Source organism: Stenotrophomonas sp. 22385, from assembly GCF_052045085.1.
GTDB lineage: Bacteria > Pseudomonadota > Gammaproteobacteria > Xanthomonadales > Xanthomonadaceae > Stenotrophomonas.
Genome location: NZ_JBQEOG010000006.1, coordinates 136,173 through 149,752 on the forward strand (window position 1 = coordinate 136,173; position 13,580 = coordinate 149,752).

Here is a 13,580-nt window from a genome sequence, read left to right on the forward strand (position 1 = left end):
TCGCGATGAACCTGATCGAAGAAAAAAGGGCGGAGCCTTGCGGCCCCGCCCATCAATACCACCGGAAATCGTGTATCAGGCGCGGCGTGCGCAATACATCGCCTGTGCCGGCAGGTGCAGCGTTGCCCCATCGGCCTGCCCTGCATCCGGGCCTGGCACATGCAATGCGTGCCACTGCCCTTCCGGCAACGTCACCTGGGTCGCCTCGCCCGACAGGTTGAACGCCAGCAGCAGCGTCTCGCCCGCGTGCACGCGTTCGAACATCAGCACCGGCTCGGCCGTGTCCAGGAACCGGATGTCGCCCAGCAGCAAGGTCGGCATCGTGCGGCGCCAGGCCAGGAACTGGCGGAACGCGTTCAACACCGAATGCGGATCGTGCTCCTGCACGGCGACCGCGCTGGCCTGGTGCTCCTGCGGAATCGGCAGCCACGGCTCACCCGTGGTGAATCCGGCCAGCGGCGCGTCCACCCACGGCATCGGCGTGCGGCACCCGTCGCGGCCCTTGAAGTTCGGCCAGAAGGTGATGCCATACGGGTCCTGCAGCGCTTCGAACGGCACATCGGCTTCGCCCAGGCCCAGCTCTTCACCCTGGTACAGGCAGATCGAACCGCGCAGCGAACACAGCACCGCCACCAGCAGGCGCGCCAGCCGCGGCTGCGCCGGGTGCCCGCCCCAGCGGGTCACTGCCCGCTCCACGTCGTGGTTGGAGATCGCCCAGCACGGCCAGCCTTCGGTCATGGTCGCTTCCAGGCGCGACACGGTGTCGCGGATGTACGCAGCGCTGTAATCCTTGACCAGCAGTTCAAAGCTGTAGCCCATGTGCAGGCGGCCCGGCGCGGTGTATTCGGCCGTGGTCGCCAACGAGTCCTCGGCGGAGATCTCGCCCAGGCTGACCGCGCCCGGGTACTCGTCCAGCAGCGCGCGCAGGCGCTCGATGAACGGCAGGTTCTCCGGCTGGGTGTTGTTGTAATAGTGGTACTGGTAGGCGTACGGGTTGTCGGTGCTGAAGCCCCGGCCCAGGCGCTTTTCCAGCGGCTTGGCCGGGTTGTCGCGCAGCTGCTTGTCGTGGAAGCAGAAGTTGATCGAATCCAGGCGGAAGCCATCCACGCCGCGGTCCAGCCAGAACCGTACGTAGTCCAGGGTGGCCTGCTGCACGGCCGGATTGTGGAAATCCAGGTCCGGCTGGTCGGCCAGGAAGTTGTGCAGGAAGTACTGCTCGCGGCGCGGCTCCCACTGCCAGGCCACGCCGCCGAAGATGGACATCCAGTTGTTGGGCGGGGTGCCGTCCTCGCGCGGGTCGGCCCACACGTACCAGTCCGCCTTGGGATTGGTGCGGTCCTGGCGGCTCTCGCGGAACCAGGCGTGCTCGATCGAGGTGTGGCTGAACACCTGGTCGATCATCACCTTCAGACCCAGCGCATGCGCCTTGGCCAGCAACCGGTCGAAATCTGCCAGAGTGCCGAACAGCGGGTCCACATCGCGGTGGTCGGCGATGTCGTAGCCGAAGTCGGCCATGGGCGAGGTGAAGAACGGCGAAATCCAGATCGCGTCCACCCCCAGCGAGGCCACGTAGTCCAGGCGCTCAATGATGCCGGGCAGGTCGCCCACGCCATCACCGTTGGCATCCAGGAAACTGCGCGGGTAAATCTGATAGATGACGGCACCGCGCCACCATGGAGTCTGCGTCATCGAGGGCCCCCCTCCGGGCTTCCAGGGCGCCCTCCCAGGGCGCCAGAACGTACCCGACAAGCTTAGCGGCGCACCCCCGGCGGTGGCGGCGCTTGCATACGTATTCACGCCCTGCCCGGCTGCTGGAAGGCCTTCGCGGGCGGAATACGTCCGCACCGCCTATAATTCCGCCCAAGCCTGAAAGTCAGACCGCATGACCATCACCGAAGACACCCGCCCCGCGCTGGGCCTGCCCCAGATCCAGTCGCTCGCCGCGCCCGACATGGCCGCCGTGGATGCGCTGATTCGCCGCCGACTGTCCTCGGATGTCGTGCTGATCAACCAGATCGCCGACCACATCATCTCCGCCGGCGGCAAACGCCTGCGGCCGATGCTGGTCATGCTCGCCGGCCACGCGGTCGGCCAGGCCGGCCCGGAGCACCACCAGCTGGCGGCGATCATCGAGTTCATCCACACCTCGACCCTGCTGCACGACGACGTGGTGGACGAATCCAGCCTGCGGCGCGGCCGCAGCACCGCCAACGCGCTGTGGGGCAATGCGCCCAGCGTTCTGGTCGGCGATTTCCTGTACTCGCGCAGCTTCCAGCTGATGGTCGAACTGGACCGCATGCCGGTCATGCAGATCCTGGCCGATACCACCAACCGCATCGCCGAAGGCGAAGTCCTGCAGCTGCTCCACGTACACAACCCCGACACCGATGAAGCCGCCTACCTGCGCGTGATCGAACGCAAGACAGCCGTGCTGTTCGCCGCCGGCACCCGCCTGGGCGCACTGGCCAGCGGCGTGGACGCGGCCACCCAGCAGGCCCTGTACGATTACGGCATGCACCTGGGCTACGCGTTCCAGATCGCCGACGACGTGCTGGACTACTCGGCCAACGCCGACGAGCTGGGCAAGAACCTGGGCGACGACCTGGCCGAAGGCAAGGCGACCCTGCCGCTGATCCACGCCATGGCCCATTCCGATGCCACCACCCGCGAGCGCCTGCGCGGGATCGTGCAGAACGGCGACGCCGATGCGATGCCGGAAGTGCTGGCCGCCATCCACGCCACCGGCGGGCTGGAATACAGCCGCCGCCGCGCCGAGGAATATGCCGACGCCGCCGAGCGCGCGCTCGATGGCCTGGCCGACAACGATGCCGTGGCCGCGCTGCGCGGCCTGGCCCGCTACGCGGTGCAGCGCTCGCATTGAGGCATTCGCGCGACGACCAACGGTATGCCCGCCATCCTGTTGGGCACCCTTCGGGCCGTCGCTTCGCATCGTTGCGAACGGCTCCTGCCGTTCTTTTCGTCGGCTACCGAGGGTTACGACGGCAGGTCACGACCGCTGGTCGTGACCCCCGACCGCAGCGAAATCACCGCCGCTCGAACAACCCTTCAAAGAACGTATCCAGGCTCTTCCACGCCCGCTTCGCCGCCCGCTCGTTGTACAGGCAGCCCGGCGGGTTGTTGGCATCGGCTTCGGCAAAGCAGTGCACCGCCCCGCTGTAGTTGGTGAACTCCCAATCGACCTTGGCTGCGTTCATCTCCTGCTCGAAGCTGGCGATGTCCTCCTTGCTGATGCCCTTGTCGTCGGCGCCATTGAGCACCAGCACTGACGGATGCGTGCCACCGGCCTTGGCCGGCAACGGCGAACCCAGCCCACCATGCAGGCTGACCACGCCAGCCAGCGGCGCACCGGCACGGGCCAGCTCCAGCACCGTGGTGCCGCCGAAGCAGAATCCGACCGCGCCGATCCTGGTGGCATCCAGCGGCGCATTGCCGGCCTGGGCCTTGAGCACCTCCAGCGCCTTGAGCGCGCGGGCACGCAGCACCGGGCGGTCATTGCGCAGCTGGGTCGCCACCGGGCCGGCCTCGGCGTCGGTCTTCGGGCGCACGCCCTTGCCGTACACGTCGGCCACCAGCACCACGTAGTCATCACCGGCCAACTGCTTGGCCTTGGCGATGGCCGACTCGTTCACGCCCTTCCAGTTCGGCACCATCACCAGGCCGGGGCGCTTGTCGTTGTCTTCGTCGTCGTACACCAGCACCCCGCTGAAGGTGGTGCCTTCGTGCTTCCACTCCACCGGCTTGGCCTGCATCGCCGCCATCGCCGGCAACGCCGTCATGCCAAGCACCAGTGCCGCACCCCACTGCCATTGCTGCTTCATGCGCCTGCTCCTTCGGGGAAAGGCACACTGTACCGGGTCGCTCGACCAAGGATCGTAGTGACACGCCATGCGTGTCACAGCCAGGCCCGGCGCGGTCGCGAACCGACCTGCGTAGCTGCGACCGGTCAGGCGATCCCAATCCCCGGGATGGCGGTGATCTGGTCCGGGTCGAACCCGGCCAGCTCGGCGAAATGGCGGCCGCGGGCGACGTAATCGCGGTACACGCCGTAGCTCGGCGCGCCCGGCGACATCAACACCACCCCGCCCTGCCCACCCAGCGCGGCCTGCGCCAGACGGACCGCTTCATCCAGGTCCCCCGCCGCATGCAGGCCGAACCGCCCGGCATCGGCCAGCGGCTGCAGCAGCGCATGGATACGCGGGCCGTTGGCGCCCATGGTGACGATCTCCACCGGTGGCACGTCGTGCGCCATGTGGCCCACGAAATCGTGCCAGTCCAGCCCCCGGTCATGCCCGCCCACCAGCAGCGCGATGCGCTGGCCGGTAAAGCATTCCAGCGCCGCCAGGCTGGCGTGCGGGGTGGTGCTGATGGAATCGTTGACGAAGCGCAGGCCCTCGCGGTTGCCGATGGTCTGCAGGCGGTTGGGCAGCGGCCGGAAATCCTGCACCGCCGGCGCAAGCGCCACCGCATCCAGACCCAGCGCCTCGATCGCCGCCAGCACCGCGCACAGGTTGCCGCGGTTATGCCGGCCGGGCAGCGGGGTGTTCGCGGTATCGAACACCTGCTGCCCACCGCGATACACCCACTCGCCGCGCATGTGCCAGCCCTGCGGCTGGTTGAACCACACCACCTCGCTGTCCGGCAGCGACAGCGCGGCCAAGTGCGGATCCGCCGCGTTGAGCACGGCGATGCGGGGTGCCGCGCCGGTCACCAGCGCCAGCTTGTCCTGGATGTAGCGTGCTTCGCTGCCGTGCCAGTCCAGGTGCTCGGGGAACAGGTTCAGCACCACCGCCACCTGCGGGTGCGCCCCGCTGCGCGCCACTTCGGCGGTCTGGTAACTGGACAGTTCCACCGCCCAGTAATCCGGTGCCGGCTGCGGGTCCAGCACCTCCAGCAGCGGCAGGCCGATGTTGCCCACCAGCCCGGTCCGCGCACCCGATGCGCGCAGCAGGTGCGCCAGCAGCGAGGTGGTGGTGCTCTTGCCCTTGGTGCCGGTCACGCACACGGTGTCGCGCACGGTGCCTTCGGCATCGGCGTGCTCGGCAAACCACAGCGACGTACCCCCGATGAACTGCGTGCCCTGCGCAGCCGCCGCGACCGCAGCCTCGCCATAGGGGCTGATCCCCGGCGACTTGATCACCACCTCGAACCCGGCCAGTGACGCACTGCTGACATCCGAACGCACCTGCAGTGCATCGCCGGCCTCGGCGCGCGCGGCAGCGGCTTCGGACTCAGGGCAGAACAAGGTGAGCGCCAGGCCTGGCAGGCGCTGGCGCAGCACGGCGAATGCCGCACGCCCCTCACGCCCCCAGCCCCACAGCGCTACGCGCTTGCCTTCAAGCTGCGAAATTCGCACGCAGGCGCTCCCAGATCGCCGCTGGGATCCGGTGCTCGCCTTCCAGCACCAGCAACGGTTCGATCCGCAGTTCGGCGCCGTCCAGCTGCGGCTGGATCTCCTGGATGAAACGCTTCACCAGCGCGTCCTCGTTCCATTCCGGGCGCGCTGCCAAGGTGGCCATCGCCGCACGCGATTCGCGGCCTTCGCCCACGCATTCGAACGGCTTGTGGTCCTGGAATTCCAGCAGCGCATCGAAGCCGCCAGCCTGTTCCATGTCGTCCAGCAGGTTACGGCCGAAGATGCGCACCAGCCGGGTCTTGGGCATGAACGGGGCAAGCGCCAGGAACACGAAATGGCATTTCGGGCAGACACCGCACCAGCGGTTCACCGGACGCTCGCCCAGGATATGGAAGTTGCGGTTGCAGCTGGAGAAGTGCGCGTCGTAGAAGTCGGTCTTCGCGAACTGGCGCGCCACCGCCAGCTCCGACAGCGGGCGCAGCAGCGAGTAGTAATGCAGGTCAGCCGCCACGTGCTTCTCAAGGTGTTCGCCAAAAGCCTGCTCGAAGGCCCAGCCCTTGGACCACTGGTGGTTCACTTCACCGGTTCCCGGAATCTGGCTGCCGTAGCTGGCCGAACGTTCGTTGGAAAACACCACCTGGTCCACGCCCTGCAGCAGCGAGGCCAGCACCATGATCGCCGAGTTCACTGCGGTGACCGGGATATGCCCGTTCCAGGCGCCCTGGCGGTTGAGTTCGAACAGCTCCGGGGCCAGCGTGCGGCCGATGTTGAGCATCGGCAGGCCGGTGCGTTCGGCGCAGGCGCGGATCAGCTGCGAACCGCCGATCCAGGTCACCGTTTCGGGAATGCCCAGCGTGCGCAGCGCTTCAATGCTGACCAGCGAATCCTTGCCGCCGCCAATGGCCACCAGTGCGTGCCCGCGCAGGCCCACGGCCGGCGCGTTGAACGCCGGGCCGTCCACCGGCAGGCGGAACCGCCCGCGCAGGTTCAGCCCGTTGCGGTAGGCGAACTCGCCCAGCCCGTTGAGGTACACCGTTTCCACCAGCGCGGCGGTATCGGCATCGATGCTGTAGCTGTCGATCCGGACCTGCTCGGGTACCGCGGCCTTGTAATAGCTGACGCCTGCGAACAGGTGCAGCAGGCGCAGCGCCCGCTGCACGGCCTCGGCACGAGCGCCGTCCAGCACGAACGGCGCACCGGGAATGCTGACCGTCTCGACCAGCTCCGGGCCGTCGTCGAAGGCATAGACCAGCTGTGCCACACCGGTATCCGCGGCGAAGTCGCAACGGACGAAGCGGAAACAGGCAACCTGGTGTTTATCGAAAGCAGTCATGGCGTATCCGGTGAGGCATTAAGGGAAACCAGCGGGAGGCGCTCAAGGCACATCGTCGATGATGTCCTCGCGCGGCAGCTCGCGCTGGTTGTAGGTGTTGGCCATGACGTACCCGTAGGCGCCGGCATCGGCGATCAGCATCACATCGTCCGGCGCGGTGGAGACCGGCAGCCGGCGGCGCTTGCCGAATACATCGCTGGATTCGCAGATAGGGCCGACCACGTCGAACAATGCCTCGGCATACCCACCCAGGCGGCTGAGGTTCTCGATGTCGTGCCAGGCGTCGTACAGCGCCGGGCGCATCAGCGTGTTCATGCCCGCATCCAGGCCTACGCGCCGGATGCCGTCCTTCTCCACCACCTGGGTGGCAGTAGTGAGCAGAACGCCCGATTCGGCCACCAGGTAGCGACCCGGTTCGATCGCCAGGCGGAACGCGGGGTGCACCGCCTTGACCTCGGCAAGACCGGCGGCCCAGGCGTCGAGGTCGAAGGGCTCGTCGTCATCGCTGTATGGAATGGGCAGCCCGCCGCCGATATCGATGGTTTCCACGCTGCCGATCCGGCGCGCGAACCCGGCCAGTTCGTCGCACATCAGGCGCCAGTGCTGCGCCGTTTCCACGCCGCTGCCCAAGTGCGCGTGCAGGCCGACCACGCGGGTGCCGAGGTCTTCGGCCAGGCGCACGAACTCGTCCACGCGGGCGATCGGCAGGCCAAACTTGGAATCCTTGCCACCGGTGCGGACCTTGGCGTGATGGCCTTCGCCACGGCCCAGGTCCACGCGCAGCCACAGCTCGCGGTTGCGGAACAGGTCCGGCCAGCGCTGCAGCGCTTCCACGTTGTCCACAGTGACCGTCACGCCCAGCGCGAACGCCGCTTCGTATTCGGTGCGCGGCGCGAAGCTCGGGGTGAACAGCACCCGGCGCGGCGACAGCGTCGGCAGCACGTTGAACACGTGCTTGAGTTCGCCATGCGATACGCATTCCAGGCCGAAGCCTTCCTGCTCCAGCAGCTCCAGGACGGCCGGGTGGCTGTTGGCCTTGATCGCGTAGTAACGCTGGTCGATCGGCTTGATCGCAGCCAGCGCACGGGCGCGCGCGCGCACCGTGCCCAGGTTGTACACGTAGCGCGGCGTACCGGCCTGGGCCAGGTGCAGCAGGTGCTCGCGCTGGCCCCGCCACCAGGCGGTTTCGCGCGGGCGGATGGTGCCGGCGATCTCACGCCAGCGCGGGCCGAACACCTCGCCTTCTTCCACCGGCATGGCACCGCTGTCGATCAGCTCAGCGTGCAGGATCGGCAGCAGGCCGTCGGCGTCGGCCTCGTCGATGACGAAGGTCAGGTTGAGGTCGTTGGACGACTGCGAAATCATGTGCACGCGCTCGCGCCCGAAGGTCGCCCACACGTCCGACAGCTTGTGCAGCAGCGACCGCATGCCGCGGCCGACCAGGGTGATCGCCGCGCACGGCACGATGATCTTGACCTTGCAGATCTGCGACAGGTCAGCCGACAGCGCGGCCAGCACATCGGTATTGACCAGGTTTTCGGACGGATCCAGCGACACGGTGACGTTGGTTTCGGCCGAACCGATCAGGTCCACCGACAGCCCGTGCTTCTTGAACAGCCCGAACACGTCGGCCAGGAAGCCGACCTGCTGCCACATGCCGATGCCTTCCATCGACACCAGCACGATGCCGTTGCGGCGGCTGATCGCCTTCACCCCCGGCACCGGTGCAGCGTTGCCGTCGATGCTGGTGCCCGGCAGCTCCGGGCGTTCGGTGTCCAGGATCGCCATCGGCACGCCGGCATCGCGGCACGGCTTGATCGAACGCGGGTGCAGCACCTTGGCGCCGGTGGTGGCGATTTCCTGGGCCTCGTAATAATCCAGGCGGGTCAGCAGGCGGGCATCGGGCACGTCCTTCGGGTTGGCGCTGAACATGCCCGGCACGTCGGTCCAGATTTCCACGCGGCTGGCGCCCAGCAGCGCGCCGAAATATGCGGCCGAGGTATCCGAACCGCCGCGGCCAAGGATGGCGGTGCCGCCATCGGCGTGGCGCGAGATGAACCCCTGGGTGATCAGCATGCGGGTCGGCTGGGCGCGGAAGCCGGCCGCCCACTCAGCGTCCGAACGCCACTGGCAATTCACCGACAGGCGTTGCGACCAGTCGCTCTGGTTGGGCTGGGGCGGCAGCGCCTGCAGCCATTCACGGGCGTCCATCCAGCCGAAATCCAGGCCGCTGGCGCGCAGGTAGGCCGCGCCGATGGTGGAGGACAGCAGTTCGCCCTGGCCCAGCACGTCGGCCTGCCATTCCAACGGGCGCGCGGCCGCGCGCGGCTCGTCCAGCAGGGCCTGCAGTGCGGCCAGGCGCACATCCAGCGCGCTGGGGTCGAGCTCGAGCTCGGCCAGGAACTCACGGTGGCGGGCCACCAGCGCATCCACGCGGGCGCGGCTGTCGGCGGCGCCATCGGCGATCGCGGTCAGTTCATTGGTCACCCCGGACAGGGCCGACACCACCACCAGCACGCGCGCACCAGTTTCTTCCGCACGTTTTTTCGCCAGCTTCCCGATCGTGTCCCAGCGGTGACGACGCGACACGGAGGTGCCGCCGAACTTCAGTACGATCCAGCGATCGACAAGGGGGGAAGCTGACATGGAGGTAGGAATGGGTAGGTAGTGGGGGGATCGACCCGGCACGCCGGGCCGAACCTCTGATTCTATGCCAAGCCACGGCCCGGCAGGGCTTGTTAAGCTGCCGGACCGTTCCGCCACACCGACCCGCCATGACCGCCCGCCGTTTCCTGCAGCTTGACGTATTTTCCCCTTATCCCGGCGCGGGCAATCCGCTGGCCGTGGTCCTGGATGCGGAGGGCCTGGACGACGCGCACATGCAGGCCATCGCCCGCTGGACCCGCCTGCCGGAAACCACCTTCGTTTTCGCTCCGCAGGCCCCGGGCGCCAGCTATCGCATCCGCATGTTCAGCCCGCAGAAGGAAGTGCCTTTCGCCGGCCACCCCAGTGTGGGCACAGCGCATGCGGTGCTGGACGCAGGCCTGGCCGCGCCGGTGGAAGGCGTGCTGGTCCAGGACGGCATCGCCGGCGCGCTGCCCCTGCGGGTGGTGGGCGAAGGCGCCACCCGCAGCATCGCCATCCGCACCCCGCGCGCGGCGGTGGCCGAAGTGACCACGGCAGACGATCTGCGACTGCGCGCCGCGCTGGCCGGCTGGGCGCTGGGCCCGTTGCCGCCGGCACGCATGTCCGGCGGCCGCAGCTGGTGGGTGGTGGAGCTGGCGGATGAAGCGGCGTTGCGCGCCCTGTCACCGGACTGGGACGCGGTCGCCGCGCTGGCCGAAAGCACCGACAGCATGGGCGTGTTCGCCTATGCCCGCAGCACGGGCGCCGCGTACCAGCTCGCCGTACGCGCGTTCGTGGGTAACGGCCGCCGGTTCGAGGATGCCGCGTCAGGCGCGGCCAATGCGGTGCTGGCCGCGTGGCTGGACAGCCGCAGTGCCCTGCCCGGCGTGGACGGGAGTTACGTGGTCAGCCAGGGCCGCGAGGTCGGCCACGACGCACGACTGACCCTGCATGTGGACTCCCAAGGTGACGTATGGTCCGGCGGCCAGGTGCAGACGGTGATCCAGGGCACGATCACCTGGTAGAGACACGCCACGCGTGTCCTGTGCGGTATCGGGTTCACGTGGGACACGCATGGCGTGTCTCGACGGGGTCGCTGCGGGTGCCGACGTGGCGTCGGCACCCGCATCAACTCAACCGGCAACCAGCTCTGCCTCCAGGCTGATCGGCACCGCACTCAGCGCCTTGGATACCGGGCAGTTCTGCTTGGCATCATCGGCGATGGCGCGGAACTGGGTCGCGTCGATGTTGGGGACGACTGCTTTGACCGTGAGTGTGATCTGCGACAGCTGTGGGCCACCTTCCATCGACAGGTCGACCTTGGCTTCAGTGTCCAGCGAGGTGGGAACGAAGCCGGCCTCGGTGAGCTTGGCCGACAGCGCCATGGTGAAGCAGCCGGCATGCGCGGCGGCGATCAGTTCTTCCGGATTGGTGCCCTTTTCGTCGCCGAAGCGGCTGCTGAAGGCATAGCGGGTCTTGTCCAGCAGGCCACTCTGCGGCGTGCTCAGTTGTCCCTTGCCTGTCTTGAGGTCACCTTCCCAGTGCGCAGTGGCGTGACGCGAAATGCCCATCGTTTGTTCCTCATTGGGTGAATGGCAGCACCAGCGTAGACCGCCAGGCGTTAGCACCGTGTCTGGCCTGCCCACCTGCGGCGTGCGGCCGCACCCAGGCTCCCCCTGCCTGCCACGCATGACGCTCGACCTGTTGCAAAGTGCTGTTTTCAAGGAGTTTCCGCGCAATCCCTGGTCGTCGCCCCGGCCTGACCCTCCGCTGCAGCCGCACCGCACGGACCGCTTTTCTGGGCATGTCCTGATGCACCGCAGTAACCGCAAACGCAGAAAAGCCGAATTTTTATGCGTTTGCCTATTGGCGGCGCCGCGTTGTTGCCCTACATTTCGCTTGCCGATGGGTTCGGCGCGACCACCCAACCAACCGATCACGGAACAGGAAACCATGGCAAAGACCGCTAAGAAGGCTGCCCCGAAGAAGGCAGCGAAGAAAGTCGCTACGAAGACCGCCGCAAAGCCGGCCGCTCCGAAGCCGATCAAGGAAGTGCTGACCAAGTCCGGCCTGGTTGCACACATCGCCGAAGCCTCTGGCGTTGTCGCCAAGGACGTCCGCGCTGTGCTGGCCTCGCTGGAAACCGCAGTGGCCTCCTCGGTCCACAAGAAGGGCGCGGGCAGCTTCACCCTGCCGGGCCTGCTGAAGATCACCACCGTCAGCGTCGCGGCCAAGCCGAAGCGCAAGGGCATCAACCCGTTCACCAAGGAAGAGCAGTGGTTCGCCGCCAAGCCGGCCACCACCAAGCTGAAGGTGCGTCCGCTCAAGAAGCTCAAGGACGCTGCGCTCTGATCAGCGCGCATCCTGCAGCACCCGGACGGGACGGCCATTGCCGTCCCGTTCTCTTTTGGGGCAGTGCACGCGCAGCGAAACACAGCGTTGCCAAACCCTGCCTGCGCCGGGTACGCCCGCGCAGACCCAGCTGCCACGGCCCTCGCGGCCGATACGCGCAAACCCGGAACGTACAAGGTGGAACACTGCGTGCGGCCGCGCCTGTCGCCCGGCCCCGTCGCCACGCCTAAGGTGGGCCCATCCCCCCACAGTGCACCGCCATGGCCAGCCCCTCGCAACGCTATCGCATCACCGTTACTCCGATCGAAAAGGACGGGCTGCAGTGCAGCGGACGCTGCACGATCGAACTGGAACACCGCGCCCAGCAGGACTGGATGCGGCTGCTGGAAGCGGCGCGCCGCCCGGCCGGCCTGAGCGGCGACGAGCGCGCCGCGGCCATCGTCGCCACCCAGCTGCTGCAGGACCTTGCCCAGCGCCATGCCGACGAACCCACGCACCCGCTGACCGCACTGCAGCCGAAACTGGACGAGGTGCTCACCGCCTTGGATGCGATCCAGCGCACGCCCTGAACCCCCGCTACACTCTTCCCTCCACCGGGGAGGGTGTGCCATGCGTCGAGTCATGTTCCTGTTGCCGCTGCTGTTTGCCGGGTGTTCGTGCCAGCCAGATCCGGCGCCGACCGAAACGCCTGCGGGCACGGCGGCGACCGATGCTGCCGCCGCATCCGCCGCGCCGGCTCCGGCGCAGGGCGAAGGCGTGGCCGCCATGGCCCCGCCGGTATTGAGCGCGGTAGCACCGGATGCGCCGAGCGAAACCATCACCGTCCGCAACTACATCTACGCTCTGCTGGGCAGCGATCGCAAAAGCTCCGATGCGTTCTGGAGCGGCGGCCACACCAGCGCACGCCCGGACGACGCCGTGCTGCGCAGCATCCCGCAGCTGCGCAACCTGCGCTTGGACACGGAAAGCCCCATCGCCCGCGACACCGCCCAGCCGTCGCGGCTGCGCGAGGTCCCGGTACGCATCCGCGCGATCACCGCCGAGGGTACATTCCGTTACACCGGCTGGTACCGCCTGCAACCGCGCCCGGACGGCAGCGGCTGGGAAATTCTCAGCGCCTCGCTGCAGCCGGCGCTCGATTGACTGCGGTGCAGCCACGCAGGGCGTGGTTCTACGGACCTGACGGCGCAATTCCTGGTAGAGCCACGCCCTGCGTGGCTGCGCCCATGAAGCGCCGATTCAGGCCAACGCGCTATCGTGTCGGGGTCTCCTACCAGCGCCTGGCCACCATGAAGCTACGCCCCGTGTTCACCCGCATTGCCGCCTGTGCGGTCCTGATTGCCGCCGCGGTCGGCGCACAGGCCGCGCCGAGCGTTTCCGGCCGCAGCCTGTCGGTCGGCGCCAGTGATGTCCAGCATTACCTGGACGGCAGTTTCCCGCGTACCCAGGACGCCCTCGGTGGCCTGATCGCGATGACCATGAGCCACCCCAGGCTCACCCTGCCGCAGGGCAACCGGCTGGACATGGATCTTGACGTCGCGCTGGCCACCGCCGGGAGCCCACCGTCGCCGCTGGGCAAGGTCAGGCTGAGCAGCGGCCTGCGCTATGACGCGCAGACCCAGGGTTTCCACCTCGACCAGCCCACCGTTGACGACTTCACCCCGGCCAACAACGGGGGCAGGCTCGACTCACGTACACGCGAACTGCTCAACGCGTTCCTCGTCGACTACGCGCGTCGCGAGCCGATCTACAGGATCGACCCGACCATCGCGGCGCTGCTTGGCAATCTCCAGGTGCAGTCGGCGCAGGTACAGAATGGCAAGCTTGTCGTCACCTTCAACCAGGATCTCGGCGCGATGATGCCGTCCGGGGTTCTGGGCAGGTAGGCGCCATCTG

General features: G+C 67.8%; 12 protein-coding genes. 6 read left to right on the forward strand and 6 right to left on the reverse strand.

Annotated elements, in window-relative coordinates:
• Positions 1-75: 75 nt before the first annotated feature.
• Entirely contained in the window at positions 76-1,689 is a 1,614-nt protein-coding gene (locus tag ACTJI4_RS12120; RefSeq protein ID WP_440869484.1) for an alpha-amylase family glycosyl hydrolase, read from the reverse strand.
• A gap of 193 nt (positions 1,690-1,882) precedes the next feature.
• Here ACTJI4_RS12120 and ACTJI4_RS12125 point away from each other — a divergent pair, with 193 nt between their 5' ends.
• A complete protein-coding gene (locus tag ACTJI4_RS12125; protein WP_440869485.1) occupies positions 1,883-2,881 on the forward strand; it encodes a polyprenyl synthetase family protein in 999 nt (332 codons plus the stop codon).
• A gap of 163 nt (positions 2,882-3,044) precedes the next feature.
• Here the strand turns inward: ACTJI4_RS12125 and ACTJI4_RS12130 are convergent, their stop codons facing one another.
• From ACTJI4_RS12130 to ACTJI4_RS12145, 4 genes are all read right to left on the reverse strand, one after another.
• Positions 3,045-3,839, reverse strand: coding sequence for a dienelactone hydrolase family protein (locus tag ACTJI4_RS12130; protein ID WP_392915507.1), 795 nt, complete (start codon positions 3,837-3,839; stop codon positions 3,045-3,047).
• A gap of 125 nt (positions 3,840-3,964) precedes the next feature.
• Entirely contained in the window at positions 3,965-5,374 is a 1,410-nt protein-coding gene (gene murD, locus ACTJI4_RS12135; protein WP_392915504.1) for a UDP-N-acetylmuramoyl-L-alanine--D-glutamate ligase, read from the reverse strand.
• Positions 5,355-6,707, reverse strand: a complete 1,353-nt coding sequence (gene murL, locus ACTJI4_RS12140; RefSeq protein WP_392915502.1) for a UDP-N-acetyl-alpha-D-muramoyl-L-alanyl-L-glutamate epimerase — start codon at positions 6,705-6,707, stop codon at positions 5,355-5,357. The genes murD and murL overlap by 20 nt, the downstream gene beginning before the upstream one ends.
• Positions 6,708-6,749: 42 nt before the next feature.
• Complete coding sequence (locus tag ACTJI4_RS12145) at positions 6,750-9,353, reverse strand: bifunctional aspartate kinase/diaminopimelate decarboxylase (protein ID WP_440869486.1); 2,604 nt, start codon at positions 9,351-9,353, stop codon at positions 6,750-6,752.
• A 128-nt stretch (positions 9,354-9,481) separates the two neighbouring features.
• On the opposite strand from ACTJI4_RS12145, the gene ACTJI4_RS12150 reads away from it, so the two are divergent.
• Positions 9,482-10,357, forward strand: a complete 876-nt coding sequence (locus ACTJI4_RS12150; protein ID WP_392915496.1) for a PhzF family phenazine biosynthesis protein — start codon at positions 9,482-9,484, stop codon at positions 10,355-10,357.
• 108 nt (positions 10,358-10,465) lie between these two features.
• Here ACTJI4_RS12150 and ACTJI4_RS12155 read toward each other — a convergent pair whose 3' ends face one another.
• Positions 10,466-10,903, reverse strand: a complete 438-nt coding sequence (locus tag ACTJI4_RS12155; RefSeq protein ID WP_392915494.1) for an OsmC family protein — start codon at positions 10,901-10,903, stop codon at positions 10,466-10,468.
• Between the two features lie 382 nt (positions 10,904-11,285).
• Here ACTJI4_RS12155 and ACTJI4_RS12160 point away from each other — a divergent pair, with 382 nt between their 5' ends.
• The 4 genes from ACTJI4_RS12160 (at position 11,286) to ACTJI4_RS12175 (ending at position 13,570) form a co-directional block, all read left to right on the forward strand.
• A complete protein-coding gene (locus tag ACTJI4_RS12160; protein ID WP_392915491.1) occupies positions 11,286-11,684 on the forward strand; it encodes an HU family DNA-binding protein in 399 nt (132 codons plus the stop codon).
• Positions 11,685-11,944: 260 nt separating this feature from the next.
• Positions 11,945-12,253, forward strand: a complete 309-nt coding sequence (locus ACTJI4_RS12165) for a DUF3861 family protein (protein ID WP_392915488.1) — start codon at positions 11,945-11,947, stop codon at positions 12,251-12,253.
• A gap of 40 nt (positions 12,254-12,293) precedes the next feature.
• The gene (locus tag ACTJI4_RS12170) at positions 12,294-12,827 is read left to right on the forward strand and encodes a hypothetical protein (RefSeq protein ID WP_440869487.1); all 534 of its coding nucleotides are present in this window, start codon (positions 12,294-12,296) and stop codon (positions 12,825-12,827) included.
• Positions 12,828-12,973: 146 nt separating this feature from the next.
• A complete protein-coding gene (locus ACTJI4_RS12175; RefSeq protein WP_440869488.1) occupies positions 12,974-13,570 on the forward strand; it encodes a DUF1439 domain-containing protein in 597 nt (198 codons plus the stop codon).
• Positions 13,571-13,580 lie beyond the last annotated feature (10 nt).

Excerpts from the sequence above, each read along its gene's own strand:
- ACTJI4_RS12145 (WP_440869486.1), bottom strand. The coding sequence starts at position 9,353 with ATGTCAGCTTCCCCCCTTGTCGATCGCTGGATCGTACTGAAGTTCGGC.
- ACTJI4_RS12160 (WP_392915491.1), top strand. The coding sequence starts at position 11,286 with ATGGCAAAGACCGCTAAGAAGGCTGCCCCGAAGAAGGCAGCGAAGAAA.
- murL (WP_392915502.1), bottom strand. The coding sequence starts at position 6,707 with ATGACTGCTTTCGATAAACACCAGGTTGCCTGTTTCCGCTTCGTCCGT.
- ACTJI4_RS12120 (WP_440869484.1), bottom strand. The coding sequence starts at position 1,689 with ATGACGCAGACTCCATGGTGGCGCGGTGCCGTCATCTATCAGATTTAC.
- ACTJI4_RS12155 (WP_392915494.1), bottom strand. The coding sequence starts at position 10,903 with ATGGGCATTTCGCGTCACGCCACTGCGCACTGGGAAGGTGACCTCAAG.
- ACTJI4_RS12175 (WP_440869488.1), top strand. The coding sequence starts at position 12,974 with ATGAAGCTACGCCCCGTGTTCACCCGCATTGCCGCCTGTGCGGTCCTG.
- ACTJI4_RS12170 (WP_440869487.1), top strand. The coding sequence starts at position 12,294 with ATGCGTCGAGTCATGTTCCTGTTGCCGCTGCTGTTTGCCGGGTGTTCG.
- ACTJI4_RS12165 (WP_392915488.1), top strand. The coding sequence starts at position 11,945 with ATGGCCAGCCCCTCGCAACGCTATCGCATCACCGTTACTCCGATCGAA.
- ACTJI4_RS12125 (WP_440869485.1), top strand. The coding sequence starts at position 1,883 with ATGACCATCACCGAAGACACCCGCCCCGCGCTGGGCCTGCCCCAGATC.
- ACTJI4_RS12150 (WP_392915496.1), top strand. The coding sequence starts at position 9,482 with ATGACCGCCCGCCGTTTCCTGCAGCTTGACGTATTTTCCCCTTATCCC.
- ACTJI4_RS12130 (WP_392915507.1), bottom strand. The coding sequence starts at position 3,839 with ATGAAGCAGCAATGGCAGTGGGGTGCGGCACTGGTGCTTGGCATGACG.